The organism is Collinsella sp. HCP28S3_B9, from assembly GCF_052066095.1.
In the GTDB taxonomy this organism is placed as follows: domain Bacteria; phylum Actinomycetota; class Coriobacteriia; order Coriobacteriales; family Coriobacteriaceae; genus Collinsella.
In genome coordinates this window covers 37,060-59,506 of sequence record NZ_JBQHST010000012.1, presented here as the reverse complement: position 1 = coordinate 59,506, position 22,447 = coordinate 37,060, and the positions used below count along the sequence as shown (strand labels likewise).

At 60.5% G+C, this 22,447-nt stretch carries 22 protein-coding genes; 20 read left to right on the top strand and 2 right to left on the bottom strand.

Features of this window, described 5'->3' with window-relative positions; genetic code table 11:
* Positions 1-28: 28 nt before the first annotated feature.
* Positions 29-973, bottom strand: a complete 945-nt coding sequence (locus ACTNBB_RS04380; protein ID WP_441071032.1) for a tyrosine-type recombinase/integrase — start codon at positions 971-973, stop codon at positions 29-31.
* 390 nt (positions 974-1,363) lie between these two features.
* On the opposite strand from ACTNBB_RS04380, the gene ACTNBB_RS04375 reads away from it, so the two are divergent.
* Together ACTNBB_RS04375 and ACTNBB_RS04370 are read left to right on the top strand one after the other, a co-directional pair.
* Entirely contained in the window at positions 1,364-2,851 is a 1,488-nt protein-coding gene (locus ACTNBB_RS04375; RefSeq protein WP_441056782.1) for an ATP-binding cassette domain-containing protein, read from the top strand.
* 398 nt (positions 2,852-3,249) lie between these two features.
* Positions 3,250-3,555, top strand: a complete 306-nt coding sequence (locus ACTNBB_RS04370) for a hypothetical protein (RefSeq protein WP_441056780.1) — start codon at positions 3,250-3,252, stop codon at positions 3,553-3,555.
* Between the two features lie 196 nt (positions 3,556-3,751).
* Here the strand turns inward: ACTNBB_RS04370 and rpmB are convergent, their stop codons facing one another.
* Positions 3,752-3,940 carry a 50S ribosomal protein L28 gene (gene rpmB / locus ACTNBB_RS04365; protein WP_022094725.1) on the bottom strand — a complete coding sequence of 63 codons (189 nt, stop codon included), beginning with the start codon at positions 3,938-3,940 and terminating at the stop codon, positions 3,752-3,754.
* Between the two features lie 450 nt (positions 3,941-4,390).
* On the opposite strand from rpmB, the gene pyrR reads away from it, so the two are divergent.
* From pyrR to ACTNBB_RS04275, 18 genes are all read left to right on the top strand, one after another.
* A complete protein-coding gene (pyrR, locus tag ACTNBB_RS04360; protein ID WP_138374176.1) occupies positions 4,391-4,975 on the top strand; it encodes a bifunctional pyr operon transcriptional regulator/uracil phosphoribosyltransferase PyrR in 585 nt (194 codons plus the stop codon).
* Positions 4,976-4,979: 4 nt separating this feature from the next.
* Positions 4,980-5,924 carry an aspartate carbamoyltransferase catalytic subunit gene (locus ACTNBB_RS04355; protein ID WP_035138537.1) on the top strand — a complete coding sequence of 315 codons (945 nt, stop codon included), beginning with the start codon at positions 4,980-4,982 and terminating at the stop codon, positions 5,922-5,924.
* Entirely contained in the window at positions 5,908-7,197 is a 1,290-nt protein-coding gene (locus tag ACTNBB_RS04350) for a dihydroorotase (RefSeq protein WP_154516264.1), read from the top strand. Before ACTNBB_RS04355 ends, ACTNBB_RS04350 begins: the two co-directional genes overlap by 17 nt.
* A gap of 116 nt (positions 7,198-7,313) precedes the next feature.
* Positions 7,314-8,081 carry a dihydroorotate dehydrogenase electron transfer subunit gene (locus ACTNBB_RS04345; protein WP_154516544.1) on the top strand — a complete coding sequence of 256 codons (768 nt, stop codon included), beginning with the start codon at positions 7,314-7,316 and terminating at the stop codon, positions 8,079-8,081.
* Positions 8,082-8,095: 14 nt separating this feature from the next.
* Positions 8,096-9,004: a dihydroorotate dehydrogenase gene (locus tag ACTNBB_RS04340; RefSeq protein ID WP_427717595.1), complete on the top strand. Its 909-nt coding sequence runs from the start codon at positions 8,096-8,098 to the stop codon at positions 9,002-9,004.
* Positions 8,998-9,714 carry an orotidine-5'-phosphate decarboxylase gene (pyrF, locus tag ACTNBB_RS04335; protein ID WP_427747926.1) on the top strand — a complete coding sequence of 239 codons (717 nt, stop codon included), beginning with the start codon at positions 8,998-9,000 and terminating at the stop codon, positions 9,712-9,714. Before ACTNBB_RS04340 ends, pyrF begins: the two co-directional genes overlap by 7 nt.
* Before the next feature lie 240 nt (positions 9,715-9,954).
* Positions 9,955-10,263: an integration host factor, actinobacterial type gene (gene mihF / locus ACTNBB_RS04330; protein ID WP_006236130.1), complete on the top strand. Its 309-nt coding sequence runs from the start codon at positions 9,955-9,957 to the stop codon at positions 10,261-10,263.
* Positions 10,264-10,833, top strand: a complete 570-nt coding sequence (gene gmk, locus ACTNBB_RS04325; RefSeq protein WP_370450596.1) for a guanylate kinase — start codon at positions 10,264-10,266, stop codon at positions 10,831-10,833.
* 5 nt (positions 10,834-10,838) lie between these two features.
* Positions 10,839-11,120 carry a DNA-directed RNA polymerase subunit omega gene (locus ACTNBB_RS04320; RefSeq protein ID WP_370450597.1) on the top strand — a complete coding sequence of 94 codons (282 nt, stop codon included), beginning with the start codon at positions 10,839-10,841 and terminating at the stop codon, positions 11,118-11,120.
* Entirely contained in the window at positions 11,121-12,365 is a 1,245-nt protein-coding gene (gene thiI, locus ACTNBB_RS04315) for a tRNA uracil 4-sulfurtransferase ThiI (protein WP_441056778.1), read from the top strand.
* A 214-nt stretch (positions 12,366-12,579) separates the two neighbouring features.
* Positions 12,580-13,290, top strand: coding sequence for a helix-hairpin-helix domain-containing protein (locus tag ACTNBB_RS04310; RefSeq protein ID WP_441056776.1), 711 nt, complete (start codon positions 12,580-12,582; stop codon positions 13,288-13,290).
* Entirely contained in the window at positions 13,287-15,590 is a 2,304-nt protein-coding gene (locus tag ACTNBB_RS04305) for a DNA internalization-related competence protein ComEC/Rec2 (protein WP_441056774.1), read from the top strand. The genes ACTNBB_RS04310 and ACTNBB_RS04305 overlap by 4 nt, the downstream gene beginning before the upstream one ends.
* 78 nt (positions 15,591-15,668) lie before the next feature.
* A complete protein-coding gene (holA, locus tag ACTNBB_RS04300; RefSeq protein ID WP_427747932.1) occupies positions 15,669-16,631 on the top strand; it encodes a DNA polymerase III subunit delta in 963 nt (320 codons plus the stop codon).
* 133 nt (positions 16,632-16,764) lie between these two features.
* Positions 16,765-17,031: a 30S ribosomal protein S20 gene (gene rpsT, locus ACTNBB_RS04295; protein ID WP_022094714.1), complete on the top strand. Its 267-nt coding sequence runs from the start codon at positions 16,765-16,767 to the stop codon at positions 17,029-17,031.
* Between the two features lie 96 nt (positions 17,032-17,127).
* A complete protein-coding gene (lepA, locus tag ACTNBB_RS04290) occupies positions 17,128-18,939 on the top strand; it encodes a translation elongation factor 4 (RefSeq protein WP_441056772.1) in 1,812 nt (603 codons plus the stop codon).
* Between the two features lie 4 nt (positions 18,940-18,943).
* The gene (gene dusB / locus ACTNBB_RS04285) at positions 18,944-19,987 is read left to right on the top strand and encodes a tRNA dihydrouridine synthase DusB (RefSeq protein WP_427717514.1); all 1,044 of its coding nucleotides are present in this window, start codon (positions 18,944-18,946) and stop codon (positions 19,985-19,987) included.
* Positions 19,988-19,989: 2 nt separating this feature from the next.
* Positions 19,990-21,222 (top strand): coproporphyrinogen-III oxidase family protein, encoded by a 1,233-nt coding sequence (locus tag ACTNBB_RS04280; RefSeq protein ID WP_441056770.1) that lies wholly within the window; start codon positions 19,990-19,992, stop codon positions 21,220-21,222.
* Positions 21,223-21,280: 58 nt separating this feature from the next.
* Positions 21,281-22,384 carry a DnaJ domain-containing protein gene (locus ACTNBB_RS04275; protein WP_441056768.1) on the top strand — a complete coding sequence of 368 codons (1,104 nt, stop codon included), beginning with the start codon at positions 21,281-21,283 and terminating at the stop codon, positions 22,382-22,384.
* Positions 22,385-22,447: the final 63 nt, after the last annotated feature.

Sequence of the window (22,447 nt, the reverse complement as noted above, 5' to 3'; positions counted from 1 at the left end):
GCGCGGCTGCGCCTATGGCACTTCAACATCATTGTCGCAGCCCCGACCCGCGGTCACGAGCGGGGGCTCCTATCTTTTTAGTGCCCTCGGATTGGGTCATAGTGTCTGTCGAGCCCCGCCGCGCGCAGGGCCTCCTTCGCAATCTGCCGTATGCTGCGCGTGGACAGCGGCTTCCCATATGTTTTGTTGGAGAGGCTGGCGAACAGCGGCGAGTCCCCCCGACGACCTCGCGCTCCTCGCACCTGCGCGCTGCCAGGTAGTCGTAAATGGGTCCTAGAGTCGCATCGGTCAGCACCACGAGCGCGTCCTTCTCGACCCTGCCCTTGCCCTGGACGAGCAGAATCGTCTGATCGCCCCTGTTGCGCAAATCACCCAGACGGCCTCGTGTGACCTCCACCGAGCGTAAGCCGACTCTGATGAGCAGGTTCACCAGCGCGAAGTCGCGCTTGGCCTGCAGCGTGTCGCCCTTCAGCACCTGGAGCACGCGCTTGGCCTGCGCCGGCGTCAGCGCGTCCTTGCGGTGGATGTTGCCCACTAGCTTGACCGTCTTTATGTCCGCGGCCACGTTCGGGTAGGCTCTCACGGACTCGAGCCATTTGAACATGCTCTTGACCGCGGTGAGGTAGGTGCTCGCCGTCGAGGGCCGCACCCTCGCCAGCATGTCCTGCTTGTAGGCGAGGATGTGCGACCTGTCGAGGTCTGTGATCCCTCGCTCCTCCTTCCACGCGAAGAAGCCCCTCAGGGTCCTGCGGTAGGTCTCCTTCGTGGTCTCGGCCAGCTCGGCCTCGACTAAAAAGCGCTCGAGCAGCATCTCGACGTCTGCGCTCAGGGCCACGGGACTCGAGGGCTGCTGCGTCGCTGTTATGAGTTGGTTCTGTGTTTCGTTTCCGTTCCCGGGTATGTTCCGCACATCGTGCACCACCTTCTTAATTATCTTCAATAAAGATAACACGGGAGGAGGCTGCAGTGCCAACCGCCGCCTTCGGCCATGCTCTGGCGGGTTGCGGGAAGGGCAGGCGTTTCTGTGTGATGCTTTCCAGCATCAGGCGCCAGCTAGAGGGAGCAGTGCCACGCAGTCTCTCCGCTCTCAGCACCAATCAGCACTTGGGTGAAGCGACGAGCCAAGGGAAATCACCATGCTATAATCCTAGATATCAATCATCCAGCGGGGCCTTTGGCAAGCGCCGCTTCGAGTTAGGTCAGGTTAGATGAAGAACTAGCGATGCCCGTTTCGGGTACCCCATACGACCATTCTGTACATCCGGTCGCGCTTCAGGGTGCCGCATCGCTTCAGTGTCTTCTCGTTCCGAATCCATACATTGCGTGCCTGACCCTGCGCGACCTCCTCTCAAAGGAGCTCGCCATGCAACTGAATCTCACTCACATCAGCTATACCTACCCCGGTACGGCATCGCCTGCCATCGAAGACGTCAGCGCCACGTTCCCATCGGGATGGACGGGCATCATCGGCGACAACGGATGCGGGAAGAGCACGCTCGCCCGTATCGCCGCCCGCGCTATTACACCCGATTCCGGGACAGTGAGCCCGAGTCTGTTCGCGTCGTATTGCCAGCAAGACTCGACGCAGGAACCGGACGATCTCTTCGATCTCGCATCGGATTGGGGCAAGGAGGCGCAACGGGCAAGGGCGCTGCTCCGCATCGAAGACGACTGGTTCTGGCGCTACGACACGCTCTCGGGCGGTCAGCAGAAGCGGATCCAGATCGCATGCGCCCTCTATGCACAACCGGATGTCCTCATCATGGACGAGCCGACCAACGACCTCGATGCCGCCACGCGCGACATCGTGAAGGAGGCGCTGGCCTCCTTCAGCGGCATCGGCATCCTCATCTCGCACGATAGAGACCTGCTCGACGGCCTTGTGGGCCAGAGCCTCATGTGCGAGGGCGCGCGTTGGACCATGCGCCCCGGCGGGTACTCGAAGGCAAGCGACCAAGCGGCGAGCGAACGCGCCTCTGCGATGAGGGATCGCGAGCAAGCCTCTCGTGAAGCGAAGCGCCTGAAGGCAGAAGCCCAGCGCAGGAGCGAAGAGGCGGCGCGTCAGAAGGGCAAGCGAAGCAAGCGCGGTTTGAGCAAAAAAGACAGCGACGCTCGCGAGAAGATCGGACGCGCCATAGTCTCTGGCAAGGACGGCGTTGCAGGGAGGCTCTCGTCCAAAATGAGCGGACGGCTCGCAAAGGCCGAGGCAGAGCTTTCCAAGAAAACCGTCTCGAAAAGATACGACCATCGTATCGGCGAGTTCGGCGTCACTGCACGCTCAAGTTGCGTGGCGCACTTGGAGGCATCGCGACTGTCTGCTGGCGAGTTCTCGATAGATGTGCCGGAGCTCTGGATCTCACCAACGGATCACGTGGTGCTGACCGGTGCGAACGGAACGGGAAAGAGCCTGGTGGTACGAAGCATCATCGAATCTGTTCCTGATAATGTCAAAGTTGCGTACGTTCCCCAGGACGTCGGGCCAGAGGAACGCGAGCGAGCCCTGAGGCATCTCCGAGACCAGGACCAGGAGACGAAAGGTCGCATCCTCTCCATCGTGGCGCGGTTGAACTCCGACCCTGACAGACTGCTCGATGGCGACGATTTGAGTCCTGGCGAACTCCGCAAACTCATGCTTGCTGAACAGCTTGTTACGAATCCCAACCTCCTCGTACTCGACGAGCCGACGAATCATCTTGATGTGGGTTCTATTGAGGCGCTGCAGGAGATGCTGAGCGGTTTCTCTGGCGCGTTACTGTTGGTTACGCATGATAGACAGCTGTCGGAGGCAGTCACGCAGATTGGCTGGGAAACTATTCAAGGTGAGAGCCTGATGAGATTGCTGGTCGTCTAAACAATGGGTTTTATAAAAGAGCCTTGTCGGGTGGATTTGCAGCTTCAGTTTGCAATTATTGTTTAACTCCGCGTGGGTAGTCGCAAGCGGCTTGCTCGTGACGACAGCGACTATTGCCAAAGGGTGGACGCAAGCGGTTTGCTCGTGATGACAGCGACTATTGTTATCCTGTGGTTGCAAGTGGCTTAAAGGTGATGACAGAGTCGTGGAGTTCGACACCAAGATGAAAGTCCCATCAAAGTCACCGTCAAATATCTAGCACGGACAAACAAATAAGGACTCATAGAAACCCTTGGTCGGTGTGCTAACATGATTACAGTGAGTAAGTAAGTCTTCAATAACACTAAGCCATTACATAATAAAACTACGATCCCTTTGACATTTGTGATGCGGCCCCTATGCTCGATATTGTCGGAGGCTCCCGTTGCTATTGCGAACATCTCAAGGAAGCTGCCGGGCGCATCTGGTCGGTGGAGGTTCTTCCACGCCGTCGGATCCCCGATGAGGAGGCCCTTTCCGTTGCGCGCGAAGTCCTGCCGAGCATAGATCCTAAGCTGCTTAAGGCCCTGCCACGCCCCGAACGCGATGCCTGCCTGCTGAGGCTCAGGCAGGCACATCTCACGGTCAAGCAAATTGCCCGTATCACCGGTATCGGCGCTACAAGTGTGACCAAGGCCACTGCGGGCTGGAAGGAAGCTGCGTGAGGCAGGGGCCGGAGCTAGTCGGGGCGCCGCAGACACGCATCATGTCTGTCCCCAATGAGTGAAAACACCCATGTAAGTCTGTCCCCAATGAGTGCAAAAAGGCGCCCTCCACAAGAGAGGACGCCTTTGGTAAGTTCTATGTGAACGCGAGGTCTTTGACCCGGAGAGTCCGAGGTACTTGTTGGTAAGACCTTATTTAGGAGCGCGCAACCTTGCCAGACTTAAGGCAGGTGGAGCAAACGTTCATCTTGCGACGGTGACCATCGACGACGACGTAGACGCGCTGGATGTTGGGGCGGAACTTACGGTTGGTGACGCGGTGAGAGTGGCTGATGGAGCGACCGGCAACGGGGTGCTTACCGCAAACTTCGCAAACTTTGGACATAACTGACCCTCCTTGGGCGACAAACGAACATGTCGCGTTAACAAACAAGCCTGAACTATAGCACAGAAGCAGCTCCCTGTGCGTAATCTACACAGAGATATTTCTCTTATGGCGATAGTGCCCACGCTACGGCCCTGGACGTAGATCCGATTTGCGTGTAGCAGAGGGGATTATGCCAGCTCGCATCGACGTTTTCAAGCTTGTCCCGCAAATATATATAGGTTTATGGAGCGTTGAGTCCGTTTGCGGATTGCTCCGTATTAATGCTCGCAATTAAGCTCGGGGTTGGCTACACTATCCCTTGACCATTAAAGGGGTACGAGATACCCACATGGATTTATATTGCTGCCATAGAGCAGTCCTTCCTGTGGGTGTCTGGTCCGCTTTGAGCGGTCGGGCATCTATTTTTTTGACTGTATCAGCAGTCAAGACATGTGAGGAAGGAGATCGATGGGCACGACTTCCCCCAAGGCGGTCATCATGGACGAGACCGCCGTCAACCGAGCGATGACCCGCATCGCGCACGAGATTCTCGAGCGCAACGAGGGCTGTGAAGACCTCGCTCTGGTCGGCATCGTCACGCGCGGCGACCTTCTGGCAAAGAAGCTCGCCGAGGCGATCAAGGAGATCGAGGGTGTTGACGTTCCGCTCGGCAGCCTGGACATCAGCTTCTATCGCGATGACTATGCGACTAACTTCGCTCCCGCGATCCACGCTACCAACATTCCCTTCAGCGTCGACGGCAAGCGCGTCGTTTTGGTGGACGACATCCTGTACACGGGTCGCACCATCCGCGCCGCTCTGGACGCCGTTATGGACCTGGGCCGTCCGAGCCGCATCGAGCTGGCAGTTCTCGTTGACCGCGGTCACCGCGAGCTCCCTATCTCGCCGGACTTTGTCGGCAAGAACGTTCCCTCGTCGCACGAGGAGAACGTGCACCTATATATGAAGGAAGTCGACGGCCGCACCGCTGTCGAGATCAACGACGTCGCGCCGGGTTCCCACGTGGGCTCCGCGCCGCTGGGAGGTGAGTAGTACCGTGGCGTTCAATCATAAGCACCTGATCGACATTACCGAGTACTCCGAAGAGGACATCAAGCTCATCCTCGAGACCGCCAAGGCGTTCTCCGAGGTCAACGAGCGTGCCATCAAGAAGGTCCCCACGCTCAAGGGCAAGACCATCGTCAATATGTTCAACGAGCCCTCGACGCGTACCCGCAGCTCCTTCGAGCTTGCCGAGAAGCGTCTTTCGGCCGACAGCCTCAACTTTGGCGGCTCCTCGACCTCCACGGTCAAGGGCGAGAGCCTCGTCGATACCGTCGAGACGCTCAACGCCTACAAGATCGACTGCATCGTCGTGCGCGACAAACATGCCGGTGCTCCCTACATTGTCACGCAGAATTCGCCCGCGAGTGTTATCTGCGCCGGTGACGGTAAGCACAACCACCCCACGCAGGCTCTGCTCGACCTGTACACCATCTGGGAGCACAAGGGTGACTTCCACGGTCTGAAAGTCGCCGTCGTCGGCGACATCGCCCACTCCCGTGTTTGTGGCTCGCTGATCCCCGCGTTGAAGATCATGGGCTGCGAGACCTACGCCGTCGCCCCCGGCACGCTGCTGCCGCCGGCGCCCGAGGTTCTGGGCTGCGACCACGTGACGAGCGACCTCGATTCCGTCCTGCCCGAGCTGGACGTCGTCTACATGCTGCGCGTACAGCAGGAGCGCCTCGAGGGTGCCCCGTTCCCGACCATTCGCGAGTACCACAAGCTCTTCGGCCTGACCAAGGACCGTGAGAAGCTCATGAAGCCCGACGCGATCATTTGCCATCCGGGCCCCATCAACCGCGGCGTCGAGTTCGACTCCTATATGGCCGACCACCCGCAACGCTCCGTCATCCTGGAGCAGGTCTACGCCGGTATCTGCGTGCGTATGGCTATCCTGTATCTGCTGCTTGGAGGTGCCGATAATGGCCTTGCTTCTTAAGAATGCCCACGTCGTCGATCCGTCCGTCGAGCTTGACGGTGTCGTTGACGTCCTGATCGACGGCGACAAGATTGCCGAGGTCGGCGAGAACCTCGCCGCCGAGGGAGCCGAGGTCCGCGACCTTTCCGGTAAGTACCTTGTCCCTGGCCTGGTGGACATGCACGTCCACCTGCGCGAGCCCGGCTACGAGGTCAAAGAGGACATCGAGAGCGGCACCCGCGCAGCTGCCAAGGGCGGCTTCACTGGCGTGTGCGCCATGCCCAACACCGACCCCGTTACCGATAACGGTACCGTTGTTGAGTTCGTCAAGTCCCGCGCTGCCGAGGTCGGCCACTGCCGCGTCTATCCTTCTGGCGCCATGACCCGCGGTCTTAAGGGCGAGGCTATGTCCGAGATGGGCGATATGGTCGCCCACGGCGCCGTCGCCTTCACCGACGACGGTCGCGGCGTGCAGGGTGCAGGCATGCTCCGTCGCTGCATGGACTACGGCAAGATGTTCGGCAAGGTCTTCATGAGCCATTGCCAGGACGAGGACCTGGTCGGCCACGGCCAGATCAACGAGGGCAAGGTTTCGACTCGTCTGGCCCTCGAGGGCTGGCCGGCTGCCGGCGAGGAACTCCAGATCGCCCGCGACATCGAGATCGCCAAACTGACCGGTGCCAAGCTGCACATCCAGCACATCTCCACCGCCCATGGCCTGGAGCTCGTGCGTGCCGGCAAGGCCGCTGGCGTTCAGGTTACCTGCGAGGCCACCCCGCATCACATGTTCCTGACCGAGAACGACCTGGACGAGACCTACAACACCTCGCTCAAGGTTAACCCGCCGCTGCGTACCGACGAGGATGCCGAGGCCATCCGCCAGGGTGTCATCGACGGCACCGTCGACGTCATCGTCACCGATCACGCTCCCCACACGCCGTGGGAGAAAGCCCGTGAGTTCGAGCTCGCGCCCTTTGGCATGATCGGCCTCGAGACCTCGCTGTCGCTCGTGCTCACCGAGCTGGTCAACACGGGCAAGATGGGTATGGGCCGCATGGTCGAGCTCATGGCTATTAAGCCGCGTGAGATCCTGGGCCTCGACCAGGTTCAGGTCAAGGCGGGCTCTGTTGCCGACCTGACCGTCTTCGACGCGTCTGTCACCTGGACGGTCGGCGAGGACGGTTACGAGTCGCGCGCCGAGAACTCCGGTTTTGCCGGCCGCACGCTCACCGGTCGTGCCACCGATGTGTTTGTCGGCGGTAAACAGACGCTTGCCGACGGCTGCATCTGCTAGCATAGCCTTATCGCTTTTGTGCGCGGTGCCCTTGCGGTGCCGCGCTTTCTGTTCGTTTGGTCCATGCAACTGCATGGGGGATTGGAGCGTCTATGCCCACACCTTCCACTGCACGCATGCACGACTTCGAGGTCGTCTCGAACCAGGAGATCGCCGACGGCATCTTCTCGCTCGTTATTTCGGCCCCCAAGCTTGCAAGTGCGCTCAAGCCCGGTCAGTTTGTGAACATCGCCGTGCCCGGCGATGCCTCTTCGTTGCTTCGCGTGCCCTTGAGCTTCTATCGCTCTGACGCCGAGGCCGGTACCGTCGAGCTGTGGTACGCCGTCGTGGGCGACGACACCCGTCGTCTGTCGCAGATGGGCCCCGGCTCCAAGTCCAACCTGTTGGGCCCTGGCGGCCGCGGCTGGCTGGTACCCGAGGGCACCAGGAAGGCGCTGCTCGTGGCGGGCGGCATCGGTGTTCCGCCCGTGCTGTGCCTCGCTGGCATGCTTGCCGAGCAGGGCGTGGCTGTTGACGTGTGCCTGGGTTTTGGCACCGCGTCCAAGGTCGTGGGCGTCGATGAGTTCCGCGCGCTGGGAGCCACGGTCAACGTGTGCACCGACGACGGCTCGTTGGGTACGCATGGCTTATGCACCGATCCTGCCGCTGAGCTGCTCGGCAAGGGCGGTTACGACTACGTCGCCAGCTGTGGTCCCGCCGTTATGATGAAGAAAGTCGCCGCCGCTGCCGCCGAGGCCGGCGCGTACTGCGAGGTGTCGCTCGAGCGCATGATGAGCTGCGGCTTTGGTGCCTGCAACACCTGCAATGTCGAGACGGTCGACGGTATGAAGGGTGCCTGCATGTGCGGCCCCGTGTTTGATGCTTCCAAGGTGGTGGTCTTCTAGTGGGTACCGTGAACATGTCCGTCGATTTCGGCGGCGTCAAGATGCAGAACCCCATCAACACCGCAGCCGGTACCTTTGGCTACGGTTGGCAGTTCCAGAACTTCTTTGATGTCTCCCAGCTGGGTGCCATCACCACCAAGGGTTGCGCTGCCGAGCCCTGGCCCGGCAATCCTGCACCCCGCATGGCCGAGATCCCCGGCGGCATGATCAATTCCGTGGGCCTGCAGAACCCCGGTGTGGCCGCTTTCGCCCGCGAGTCCGGTCCGTGGCTCGAGCAGCTCTCCAAGGACGGTTGCCAGGTCATCTGCCAGGTTGCCGGTCACTCCGTTGATGAGTTCGTGCGCGCGCTCGAGATGTATGTCGAGCTGTGCCCCTGGGCTGCCGGCTATGAGATCAACGTGAGCTGCCCCAACATTGCCGCCGGCGGTGCCGCCATGGGCTCCACGCCCGAGGGCGCCTCTTCCGTTATGGCTGCCTGCCGCAAGGTGACCGATAAGCCACTGTTCGTTAAGATGGCTCCGGTCAACGTCGCCGAGATCGCCCGCGCCCTCGAGGCTGCCGGCGCCGACGGCCTTTCGGTCATCAACTCCATCCAGGGCATGGCCATTGACGTGCACACCCGCAAGTCCCGTGTGGCCAAGCCCAAGGGCGGCCTTTCGGGCCCGCTGTGCCACCACATCGCCGTGCGCATGGTCTGGGAGGTCGCCCAGGCCGTCGATATCCCCATCAACGGTGTCGGCGGTGTCATGACCGGCGAGGATGCGGCCGAGTTTATCCTGGCCGGCGCCACCTGCGTGTCGGTCGGCATGGCCAACTTCGTCGACCCGTGTGCTTCGCTTAAGATTGCGCACGAGCTCGAGGCCTGGGCGGAGTCCCAGGGCGTAAAGGACATCAACGAGCTGGTAGGTGCGTTCGAATGCTAGAGACCGATGCCCGCGACCGTGTTATCGTCGCCCTCGACTGCGACCGTGAGCGCGCACTCGAGCTCGCCCACGAGCTTTCGGGCCATGCCGCCTGGCTCAAGGTGGGCATGACGCTCTATTACGCCGAGGGTCCCGAGATCGTCAAGACGTTCAAGGATTTGGGCTTTAAGGTCTTCCTCGACCTCAAGTTCCATGACATTCCGCATCAGGTGCGCGGTGCCGCTCGCTCGGCCTCGCTTGCCGGTGCCGACCTGCTCTCGGTCCACGGCTTGGGTTCGGGCGCCATGCTCGCTGCCTGCCGCGAGGGTGCCGAGGAGGCGCGCGAGGACCGCGCCAAGCTCGTCGCCATTACCGTACTTACGAGCATGAATCAGGATGCGCTGGCGGAGATCGGCGTCGAGTCGCCCGTGGCCGAGGAGGCCGCTCGCCTGGCAAAGCTCGCTCAGGCCAACGGCATCGACGGTATCGTGTGCTCGCCGATGGAGGCTCACGACATGCGTGAGCTGCTCGGCCCCGACGCGCTGATCGTGACTCCGGGTGTGCGTCCGGTGGGTGCCGCCCTGGGCGATCAATCCCGTGTGGCGACACCTTCCCAGGCTATCGAGCGCGGTGCGAGCCACATCGTGGTGGGCCGTCCTATTACCGGCTCCGACGATCCGGTTGCGGCCTTTGACGCCATCGTCGCCGAGCTGGTCGAAAACGTCGCGTAAAAGATTCCCTCAAGTCACCACTTTTGGGTCTTATTAGCACAAATTAGCCCTTGTGCCTGCGAAAACTTTCCCATCCTTTGTGTGGAATCACAGGTCAGGGGCTCAACTTTGACCTCCGTATATTGCACTTTTCGCAGGTATCGTCTAACCTATGGAGCCGTCGATTGGGCATTTAGTGCGTTTGACGTGCTAAAATGCCAATTATTGCATCAGATATAACCCAACTATTTGGAGGTTCGAATGGCACTCCCTCAGCTTACCGACGAGCAGCGTAAGCAGGCTCTTGAGAAGGCTGCCGCCGCACGTCACGCCCGCGCTGAGCTTCGCGAGCAGATCAAGAAGGGCGAGAAGTCTCTCGAGTCCGTGCTCAACTCCGATGACCCCATCGCTTCCCGCATGAAGGTTTCCACCCTCATCGAGTCTCTGCCCGGTTATGGCAAGGCCAAGGCCGCCAAGATCATGGAGGAGCTCGGCATCTCCGCTACCCGTCGCGTCCAGGGCCTCGGCGTCCGTCAGCGCGAGCAGCTCCTCGAGCAGCTGACCAAATAAGTGAGCGCTCAGGATTCAAAGCTCTTTGTGATTTCTGGACCGTCAGGTGCAGGCAAGGGGACGCTCGTCACTCGTGTGCGCGAGCGCCGCTCGAACCTGGGCCTGACGGTTTCGGCTACCACGCGAGCGCCACGTAAAGGTGAGGTCGACGGCGTCAACTACTTTTTCCTGACGCGCGAGGAGTTCGACCGCCGCGTGGCAAACGGTGAGTTTGTTGAGTGGGCCGAGGTCCACGGTAACTGCTACGGCACGTTGGTGAGCGAGGTCGCATCCAAGCTCGCCTCTGGCTCGTCTCTGATTTTGGAGATTGATGTCCAGGGTGCCCTGCAGGTCAAGGAGCGTTTCCCCGAGGCCGTGTTGATCTTTATCAAGCCGCCTTCGCTTGAGGTGTTACGCGATCGCCTGGTCGGTCGCGGTACCGAGACGCCCGAGACGATCGAGCTGCGCATGGCAAACGCCGCCGATGAACTTGCCCTTGCCGACCGCTACGACGACGTCGTGGTGAATGACGATCTCGACCGCGCGACCGATGAGCTCGTTCGCGTTCTCGATATGCATGAAAGGATCTGAGGTCCGTGTCCGTTGTAAAGCCTTGTATTGACGATCTTCTGGAGAAGACCGATCACAACCGCTTCCTGCTCGCCTCGCTTGCCTCCAAGCGCGCCTGCGACATTAACAGCATGCTGCGCGGCCAGCACAACCGCGTGCTTGCCGTTCAGGATGTCGATGACATTACCATTGGCCTCTCCGGCGCCGATACCATCTCGATGGCTATGGACGAGATTGTCGACGGCGATATCTCCTACGACGAGGCTCGTTACAAGAAGGCGCTCGGCCACAAGGTTGCTGAAGCCTAAATGGCGGCTCGCGTCTGCCTGGTCCACTATCACGAGGTTGGACTGAAGGGCAAGAACCGCGCACATTTTGAGCATATCCTCATGGATAACATCAAGGCGGCCTTGGCCGCCTTTTCCGTGAATGCCGTGTCTCGAATTTCCGGTTATATCCTCGTGACCTTTAACGAGCATCAGGCCGACGAGGCGGCGCGTGTCATTCGCACCGTCCCCGGCGTTGCCCGCGTATCCCTGGCATATCACACCAACCGCGACCCGCAGGAGTACTGCGCCGCCGCCGTGAAGGCGCTGCGCGAGTTTGGTCCTTTCGATTCGTTTAAGGTGCATGCCAAACGCTCTAACACCGACTACGAGCTCACCTCGATTGATATCAATCGTCAGGTTGGCGAGGTACTGTGCGAGGCCTTCCCCGATAAAAAGGTCCAGATGCACGACCCCGACGCGATGGTGCACGTACTGGTGGTCCAGGGTAGCGTTTACGTATATGCGCGCTCCGAGCGCGGCGTGGGCGGTCTGCCGGTGGGTTCCGCCGGCAAGGTTGTGACGCTTCTGTCGTCGGGCATCGATTCTCCGGTGGCGACCTGGATGCTCGCGCGTCGCGGCGCGGTGTGCGTGCCGGTACATTTCTCCGGTCGTCCGCAGACACCCGATACGAGCGAGTATTTGGTGCAGGACATTATCCGTGCGCTTGCGCCGGGCGTCCAGATCGGCCGCCTGTACGTAGTGCCGTTTGGCGATTGCCAGCGTGATATTTCCGTCACCTGCCCCAGCAACCTGCGCGTGATCATGTATCGCCGCATTATGTATTCGGTTGCCGAGCGCATTGCGCATATCGAGGGCGCCAAGGCTATCGTGACCGGTGAATCGCTCGGTCAGGTTGCCTCCCAGACGCTCGAGAACATTATGGCCGTCAACGAGGCCGTCAAGATCCCCGTGTTCCGCCCGCTGATCGGTTCGGACAAGCAGGAGATCATCGCGCGTGCCGAGGAAATCGGTACCTTCGATATCTCGACCGAGGTTGCTCCCGATTGCTGCACGCTCTTTATGCCGCGCCGCCCCGAGACGCACGCAAAACTCGATGCCGTGCATGAGGCGTGGGAGCTGTTCGATCACGAGGAGATGATTGAGCGCTTGCTCAAACAGACCGAGTACATCGACTTCGAGAGCAACACGTACAAGGCCCCTAAGACCTTAAAACGTAAACATCCTCAGCTTGCTCCACGTGAGATTTACCAAGATCACGAATAATGTTGTGTATAGACCGGCGGTGCATTTGCATCGTCGGTCTTAATCTACCTGGGCATTAGGCGATAAACGGTTCATTTGTCGACGTGTATCTGAATAAATGGACACTATCCTGCAAGGTTTTGGTCAGCTTTTGGTTTGACTTCGATAACCGGTGTGGGCGTGCGGAGGCTACGGCGCTCGTTTCCTGACACGATGGTGTTGGGAGGTGTTTGCTATGGCGCAACGCGAGCAACACGAACGGGTTAAACGGATGGACCGCTGGGCAGAAAAGCTGCTGGGCCATAAGGCGATAGTCGTGGCGATTCTGATTGTCATTGCCGCCGCGAGCGGCTTGGCGATGGCAAGTTTTGGTAGCCGCTCCAGCGGCGTGTCGTTTGAGCGTGGTGATGAGGCGGGCGCCTCGGATGTGCGCGGGGCCGGGGATGGGTTACCTGATGATGCCGATGAGTCGTCTGCCAAGAGTTCTTCTGCTGCTGAGGTGTACGTCGATGTCGATGGCGCCGTTGCGAGGCCTGGCGTGTACCGGCTCAAAGACGGAGCGCGGGTGTCCCAAGCGATCGATGCCGCCGGAGGGCTCACGGCTGAGGCGGATGTGACAGGGCTTAATCGTGCGTCCAAGATCACAGATGGTCAAAAAATCTATGTTCCGATGGTGGGGGAGCAACAAGCGGCTGCGGCGGTCGGCGGGGTCGATAGCGGTGCTGCCATGACTGCTGGTGCGGGGTCTTCGTCGGGGCTTGTGAATATCAATACGGCAAGTGCGGCGGAACTGCAGACGCTTTCGGGCATCGGGCCTTCTACGGCCCAGTCGATTATCGATGAGCGGACTCAAAACGGGGCCTTTGCCTCGGTCGATGACCTCATGCGCGTATCGGGGATCGGTGAGAAAAAGCTCGCCAAAATTAAAGATTGCATCTGCGTATGAGTGTGTCCGAGCGCGAGCATGTGATGCCGCCGCGGCCCCTGATGCCGTGGACGATGGCCCTTTGTTCTGGCTTGTGTGCGAGCTGCGGCCTGGTGCTTAACGTGGCAGCCGATTTGCTGCTGGGAGAGCGGGCAGCGCCCGTCACATTGCTTATGGCCATTCCCGTTGCGGCTGCCGTGTGCATCGTATTGGCTCGGTTTTGTATGCGTCTTGTGCGGTGGAGGCGATGGCTGTATGCCGCGTCCCTCGGCCTCCTGGCGGGAGCGGTCGTGTCCGCGGGTTGGGCGATAGGGGCGTTGCGTGCTTCGACGGCACTGGATAATCGAGCTGCGAGCAGTCTCGAGTTTGTTGTGCAGGGCGATCCATCCATCAATGACGGGACGTACTCCTATACCTGTGATTCATATGCGGGTGGAAAGCGCTTGGGCGAGATACGGCTGTCGTGTGACCGTGAGCTCGGCGCCGGTTCGCATGTGCATGCTATCGGTCGAATGTCGCGGTTTGAGAATGATGCGTATGGGCGCTCACGCGTACTTCGGGGCGAGCTTCGAAAAGTTAAGGTCATCCGGTTGGTATCGGTTGACGAGGGCTTTCCGGGGCTGTTGCCCTGGCTGCGAAACGAGCTCCTTGCCGCTATCGCGCCCGAGACCGATCCGGCGCGCTCGCTCATTGCCGGCGTTGTCTGCGGACGCTCCTCCGAGCTGCGTGCCCAGCCGGCGGGCGATTTGTTTTCGGTAACGGGCACCGCACATCTTATCGCCGTCTCGGGCAGCCATCTTGCCATCGTTGGGTTTGTGATTGAGAGCGCCCTGCAAAAGACTCGCCTCTCTCGTGGGCTGCAGAGAGGGCTGTTGGTGCTGGCCCTCGCTGCCTATGCCGTCTTTACGGGCGCTTCGCCCTCGGCCGTGCGCGCGTGCTGTATGGTGGCGGTGACGCTTGTCGTCAACGGCGCCGGACGTCGTCGGCATGGCCTTTCGGCTCTATTTTTGACCATGACAATCTTTATGTTGCTGCGGCCGACAGTATTGTTCGAGATGGGTTTTCAGCTATCGTGCGCCAGTGTTTTTGCCATCCTTTGTTTTTGCCCCTACGCTACCTACGCCTTGGGCGAGCTGGGTGTGCCATCGGGGGTTGCCAGTATTTTGTCCGTCACGCTGTGCTCGCAGCTCGCGACACTTCCCGTAACCATTCCCGCATTTGGGATGTTTTCGCTCATTGCCCCGCTTGCAAATGCCGTGATCGGTCCGGTGATAAGCGTTCTGCTCGCATCTTCGGTTGTGCTGGTGCCTTGCTCGCTTGTGCCGCTCTTGCGTCACGGGGCGCTTGTGGTGCCCATGGCTATCGCTCGCTGTGCCCTGTTCTTTGAGCAGCTCTTTGCTGCCGTTCCGGGCGCATCCGTAAGCGTGCCGCCCGATACGCCCCTGGTATACGTGGTGCCTTTTTCGCTGGTGGTCCTCTTGGTCTTGTGGCCACGCCCCCGCGCGCGGCCCATGGCGGTGGGGCTGCTGTGTTTGATGCTTGCGGCGGGCGTTCCGTATGTCTATTGGGATCGATGTGCGCCGCCTTCGGTGACAGTCCTTGATGTTGGCCAGGCCGATGCGATTCTGGTTCGTCAGGGTGGCTCCGTGGCGCTCGTCGACTGTGGGCTCGACGCGCGCGTGGTGTCGGCGTTGGTTCGCAATAACGTCCACCATATCGACGCCGTCTTCTTGACGCATTGGGATGAAGACCATTGGGGCGGTCTTCCCGACGTACTCGATCGGTTTTCGGTGGGAACCATTGCGGTTGCTGCGGATGCGCTGGGCAGCGCGCCTGCTGAGGTTCTGAATCGCCCAAGCGTCACGTATCGGCAGGTGGCTCGCGGAGACACAGTCGATATCGGCGCATTTCGGGCTCGTGTGATGTGGCCGTTTGATACGGTTGACGGTGAGGGCAATGAGGACTCGCTTGTCTTGCTGCTCTCCTATGCTCAGGAAGGCAAAAGCCTGCGTATGCTCCTCACTGGTGATGCCGAGCTCGATCAGGAGCGCGAGTTTGTACAGGAGGTGGGTGATATCGATGTGCTCAAGCTGGGGCATCACGGCTCAAAAGATTCTGTCGATACAGACCTGCTGGAAACCCTTAAGCCCGAGCTCTCTATTGCGAGCGCGGGCGAGGGCAACCGCTACGGCCATCCATCCGATGCCTGCATCGATGCCGTTAGCGATGCGGTCGGCGCGTTCGCATGCACTATCGAGAGAGGCGACATTAACGTCTCGCCGACTGCGGCCGGTTTTGCCATGCGATGTCAGCGACCGTGATGCTGCCGTTGGCGCGGGACCAACCCGTGGGATAGAATGGCACGGTACGAACAGGAGAGCCTGCGGGAGGGGAGCGCGATGTCTGAAACCGGTCTGCTGCCGGCATATCTGATCGTCGGTACCGACGGAGTCAAGCGCGACCACGCCGTCTCGCGTATGAAAGCACGTCTGGAAAAGTCGGGTATGGTCGAGTTCAACCTCGACGAGCGCGACATGACCAAGGACCCCGATATCGAGTCCATTATCGGATCGCTCAACACTTTTCCCATGGGCAGCGAGTTTCGCTTGGTAATCCTTGACGGCTGCTCAAAGCTCGCCAAGGCGGTCTCGGAGCCGCTTGTCGAGTATTTGGCGAGTCCAAGCCCCACAACGGTCTGTCTCATCATCGCCGACTCGCTTGCCAAGAACACGCGCCTGTATAAGGCGATCGCCAAGATCGACAAGAAGGCCGTGATCGATTGCTCCGGCACCAAGCGCTGGGAGCTACCGCGCCGCGTGCAGCAGATGGCGACGCAGCACGGCAAGTCGATCTCGACGGCGGCCGCCGAGGAACTCGTCTCGCGTTCGGGTGAAAACACTCGCATGCTCGATAACGACTTGGCCAAGCTTGCCCAGATGGTCGATGCGCCGCAAATTGAGCTTGCCGATGTGGAACGCTGGATCGTGCGCACGGCCGAAGTTCAGCCCTGGGATTTTCTCAACGCGGTCTCGGCTCGTGATATGCGCCGCTCGCTTGAGCTCTTTGGGCTGCTACCCGCCAAGAGCTATGTGTGGACCTACACGCTGCTGTGCGGACGCATTCGCGAGCTTATCGTCGCCAAGGCGCTCGATGCGCGTGGGCAGGGTCGCGAGCTTGCCGCGACGCTCAAGCTTCAACCCTGGCAGGTTAAGAATCACCTGACTTGGGCACGCCGCTTTTCGATGGCGGAGCTCGTCGCGGCGCTCGAGGGCGCGGTCGATGTTGAGCTCGCTCTTAAGGGTTCGGCCGATTCTCAGAACGCGCTTTTGCTCTGGATTACGAACATCTTGAGAAAATCGTGATGATAGCTGTCTATTTGACAAATTCGTTCTATCCCTTTGAGGGGGAGCGTGCTATAGTAGGCGCTTGCATGACCTCACCGTGTCTCAGAGGTGTCATACATTTTTTGCAAGGAACTCGAAAGGAACTCCAGAAGTGGCAAACATCAAGTCTCAGAAGAAGCGTATCCGCACCAATGAGGCAGCTCGCATGCGTAACAAGGCTGTCAAGTCCGAGCTCAAGACGCTGACCAAGCACGTCCAGTCCGCCGTCGCCGAGGGCGACGCCGAGAAGGCCCAGGCTGCCCTCAAGACCGTCACCAAGCGCCTCGACATGGCTGCCGCCAAGCATGTTATCCACAAGAACCAGGCTTCCAACCGCAAGTCCGGTCTTGCCAAGCTCGTGAACAGCATCAACGCCTAAGTTGTAAATTTCACACCACACAGATTACGCGCATAAATGGAGCCTGTTTTATGGAACAGGCTCCATTTTTTGTACCGCTCGGGTAAGATAGTCCGCATGGATACTTCAATTGACATTTCCCACATCCGCAACTTCTCGATCGTTGCGCACATCGACCATGGCAAGTCCACGATCAGTGACCGCATCCTCGAGCTCACCCATACCGTCGACGAGCGCGACATGGAATCGCAGCTGCTCGACACCATGGATATCGAGCGCGAGCGCGGCATCACGATCAAGTCCAATGCCGTTCGCGTTTCCTATGACGCCGACGATGGCGAGACGTATCAGTTCAACCTGATCGATACGCCGGGCCACGTGGACTTCACCTATGAGGTCTCGCGTTCGCTTGCCGCTTGCGAGGGTGCGGTGCTCGTCGTCGACGCCACGCAGGGCGTCGAGGCGCAGACCGTCTCCAACGCGACGCTCGCCATGAACGCCAACCTGGATATCGTGCCCGCTATCAACAAGATCGACCTGCCGTCGGCACACCCCGACGAGGTTAAGACCGAGATCGAGGATGACCTTGCGATTCCTGCCGACGATGCCGTATGCGTATCGGGCAAGACCGGCGAGGGCATCCATGACCTGCTGGAGTCCATCGTCTTTTTGATTTCACCGCCCAAGGGCGATGCGACGGCGCCGCTCAAGGCGCTCATCTTGGATTCGTATTTTGACGAGTACCGCGGCGTCGTCGCCACGGTCCGCGTCTTTGACGGCTCCATCAAGAAGGGCGATACCCTGCGCATGATGCAGGCTGAGGGCGACTTTTTGGTCGATGGCGTGGGCGTCAAGCGTCCCGCCGAGACTCCGGTCGACGCGCTGACGGTCGGTGAGGTGGGCTACGTGGTCACGGGCCTGAAGGACCCTGAGGCCGTTCGCGTGGGCGATACCCTCACGTGGGCGTCGAATCCCTGCCCTGAGCCGCTTCCCGGTTACCGTGAGGCCAAGCCCATGGTCTATACGGGCTTGTTCCCGATCGACAACAAGGATTATGAGAACCTGCGTGACGCTCTCGATAAGCTGCATGTCAACGACCCGTCGTTGGTGTGGGAGCCCGAGACCTCGGTGGCGCTCGGCTTTGGCTTCCGCGTTGGCTTCTTGGGCCTGCTGCATATGGAGGTCGTCAAGGAGCGTCTGGAGCGCGAGTTCAACCTGGACCTCATCGCCACGAGCCCTTCGGTGGACTACCACGTCTACAAGACCGACGGCGAGATGATTGATGTCCGCAGCCCGCAGGATCTGCCCGAGGCTACGCGCATCGAGCGCATTGAGGAGCCCTACCTCAAGGCCAAGATTATCTGCCCGCCCGAGTATACGGGAGCCGTCATGCAACTCGCTATCGAGCACCGCGGCATTACGACCGACATGATCCACCTCACGAGCAAATCGGTCGAGATGCGCTTCGACATGCCGCTCGCCGAACTCATCCTGGACTTCTTTGACCAGCTCAAGAGCCGCACCAAGGGCTATGCGTCGCTCGATTATGAGTTCAACGAGTATCGTCCCTCCGAGCTCGTCAAGCTCGATATCCTGCTTTCGGGCGACGAGGTGGACGCGCTTTCGTTTATCGTGCACAAGGACAAGGCCTATGGCCTGGCCCGCGGGTTGTGCGACAAGCTTAAGGAAATAATTCCGCGCCAGTTGTTCGAGGTGCCCATTCAGGGTGCCATCGGCAACAAGATCATTGCCCGCTCGACCGTCAAGGCGCGCCGCAAGGACGTTTTGGCCAAGTGCTATGGCGGCGATATCTCGCGAAAGCGCAAGCTGCTCGAGAAGCAGAAAGAGGGCAAGAAGCGCATGAAGGCCATCGGTTCGGTCGAGGTCCCGCAAGAGGCCTTTATGGCGATCCTCAAGGTGGACGAGTAGTTCCATGGCGCTTTCTGAATACAGTACGCGGCTGCTGGGTGCCTATGCCGAGCAGCCGTTCCTTATGGCTCCCATGGCCGGCGTGACCGATCCCGCCTATCGCATCATGTGCCGCCGCCGCGGCGCCAATCTTGCCTATAGCGAGATGGTGAGCGTGGCGGGCCTTGCCTATGCCAGCAATAAGACGTGGCGCCTGGTGCTGCCGGCAGACGAGGAGCGGCAGATCTGCGTACAGCTCTTTGGCTCCAAGCCCGATCAATTTGCGAGCGCCGTCGCTGCCGTCGAGGAGCGTGTGGGCGATCGCCTGTCGCTGATCGATATCAACATGGCCTGCCCGGCTCGCAAGGTCGTCACCAAAGGCGAGGGCTCGGCGCTCATGCGCACGCCCGAGCTGGCCGAAAAGATCGTCGAGGCGGCGGTGGGCGCGGCGCACGTGCCCGTGACCGTTAAGATCCGCAAAGGCTTTTACGCCGAAGATCGCAATGCCGCGACGTTTGCCCAGATGCTCGAGGGGGCGGGCGCCGCTGCTGTGGCGGTGCATGGTCGCTGTGCCACGCAGCTCTATACGGGTCAGGCCGATTGGTCGGTCGTCGATGAGGTGGCCGATGCTGTCGAGATTCCCGTTATCGGTTCGGGCGACGTGTTCTCGGCCGAGGATGCCGCGGAGCATCTGCGCAACTCGGGTGCCAGCGCGGTGTTTATCGCACGCGGTATCTACGGTAATCCCTGGGTCTTTGGTGATGCTCGCGCCCTTGCGCTCAATGGCGTACCGGTGCCGGTGCGCAGCTCTGTCGAGCGCCTGGACGCCCTGCGCGAGCATCTCACACTGACGCATGAGCTTCTGCCGCTCATGTCTCGTGCCCGTACGTATGCAAGCTGGTATCTAAAGGGCATGCCCCATGCCGCCGCCTGGCGCGCCCAGGTGGTGCGTTGCTCCACATATGAGGAGTTCATGGCATTGGTCGATGATATCGAGCGCGATGTGGTGGCCTGCGAGGCCGCACTTGCCGCTGGCGAGTCGGTGCCCGCCCATCCGCTGGAGGCCTAACGGTGGCCGTTACCGCGCTGTACGTGCATGTGCCGTTTTGCGCTCAAAAGTGTCGGTACTGCGACTTTGACTCACGCAGTTTTGCTCCGTGCGACCTGAGCGCTGCGCTCGATGCCTATTTTGAGCAGCTGTATGCGCGCCTTGATGCCTTTGGAGACACCGGGGCGCTTGCGCAAGTCCGCACCGTCTATGTTGGCGGCGGCACACCGTCGCTGGCGGGAGAGCGTCTGGTGGAGCTTGCCCGGCGTATTTGCATGTGGTGCAAGCCCGTTGAGTTTACCTGCGAGGCTAATCCTGAGTCGCTGACCGCCGAGCTTGCCGCTGCGCTTGCCAAGGTTGGTGTCACACGCGTCTCTCTGGGTGTGCAAACGCTCGATAATGCCGAACTTACCGCCATCGGCCGCATTCACGATGCCGATCGGGCGCTCGCTGCCATCACGACGGTTAAGGACGCTGGACTCGATGTGTCGTGCGACCTTATGTGCGGCCTTCCCGGGCAGACCGCAGCGAGTTGGAAGCGCACGCTCGATGGCGTGTTGGCAGCGGCGCCGCAACATGCGTCGGTGTACCCACTCACGCTCGAGGAAGGCACACCGCTCTACCGCATGGCGTGTTACGACGAGTCGCTCGAGCCCGACGAGGATTTTCAGGCTGCGTGCATGGAAGCGGCGCGTGAGCGTCTGGGTGCGGCCGGCTATCACCCGTATGAGGTGGCAAGCTATGCACTCGACGATCATGAGTGCGCCCACAACATTGCCTACTGGACCGGACGGGGTTACCTGGGCCTGGGTCGTTCTGCCGCGGGTATGCTCGACGCCGAGGATTTCGATCGCTTGGCCGGGCTTTATCCCGACGTGCCCGTTCGCGGCGATGCGTATCGCGTGCGTCTGGTACAACGCGACGATGCCTCGACGACGTTTGATGCCGAGTATCTGTCGCGGCGCGAGGCGGCGGCGGAGGATTTGATGCTTGCCTGCCGCATGACGCGTGGCATTGGGCCCGACCTGTTGGTTCGCTCGGCAAGCGTGATTCCTGCAGACGAGCTGGCGGCGTCCTGCGACCGTGCGCTCGAGTTGGGCCTTGCCACCTGGGTGCCCATTGATGTCGAGGGGCATGCGGGGCGCATCACCTCAAAAGATGTTGTAGCAGGTCGCGCCCGCGCCCGTTTAGCGCCCACCCACTTGGGCTGGCTCGATGGAAATATGCTGTTCGAGCTGTTTTGGGGTCTAGCTTAGGCCTCTCGGGTAGAATTACCGCAATATATACGCTGCTGTGAGCAGGAGGTTGCCGCGCATGGCGACGATGAACGAAAAAGATTACTACGAGATCTTGGGTGTCTCCAAGGACGCCACCTCGCGTGATATCCAGAAGGCCTTTCAGCAAAAGGCCCGCAAGCTCCATCCGGACGTCAACAAAGAGCCGGATGCCGAGGAAAAGTTTAAAGAGGTTTCCGAGGCCTATGCCGTGCTTTCGGACGAGCAGAAGCGTGCGCGCTATGATGCCATGCGCTCGGGCAATCCCTTCGCCGGCGCTCCTTCTGCTTCGCCCTATGGCGGCGGCTACGCCGGCAGCGCAGGCTATGGCAATCCCTTTGAGGGCGGCTTCCCCTTTGGTGGCGCCTGGGGCCAGCAGCGTCGCAGCCAGGCTGCCTATAATCCCGAGAACGGCGCCAACGTGGTGGTCGATATTAAGCTCGACGCCAAGGAGGCCAAGGGCGGTGCCCGCAAGACCGTCCGCTATACGCGCTTCGATACCTGTGGTCATTGCGGAGGCTCGGGCTCTGTCTCGTCCGAGCATGCACATACCTGTCCGAGCTGCGGCGGTCGCGGCCACATCGACGTCGACCTGTCCTTCCTGTTTGGTGCCGGCACGTTCCAGTCGGTCTGCCCCGAGTGCGGCGGTTCCGGTAAGGTCGTCGCCGACCCCTGCCCCGATTGCGGTGGCAGCGGGCGGACCCGTGTGACCTCCGAGCAGACGATTGAGTTTCCTGCCGGCACGCATGATGGCGACGAGGTCCATATTGACGGCATGGGTCACGCCGGCACCAACGGCGCCTCGGGCGGCGATTTGGTCGGGCGCGCCCATGTCGAGGCCGAACGCCTGGAGGGCAAGGCTCGTACCGGTTTTTACCTGATGGGCATCGTGGCGCCTTTTTTGGTGCTGTCGGCCATCTCGGGCGTGTTCTCGGCCTTTGCCATGATGTGCTTTGTTCCGTTTGTCATGGGCTTGTTCATGGTGCTCTCGGACGGCGTGCTTCACCGCAGCCTGCTGTGGTGGAAGCGCGGCGCGATGCAGTTTGCCAACGGTTTTGCCAACGGATTTATGTTTGCTCTCGTGTCGGTTTGGTTTGCGAGCTGCTCGCAACGTGCCATGCTTTCGCCCTACGCAATGCAATAACATCAAACCCTTTGTTTGCGGTCGGCCCAGCTTGGGTATAGGACGCACTGTGACAATAATGAA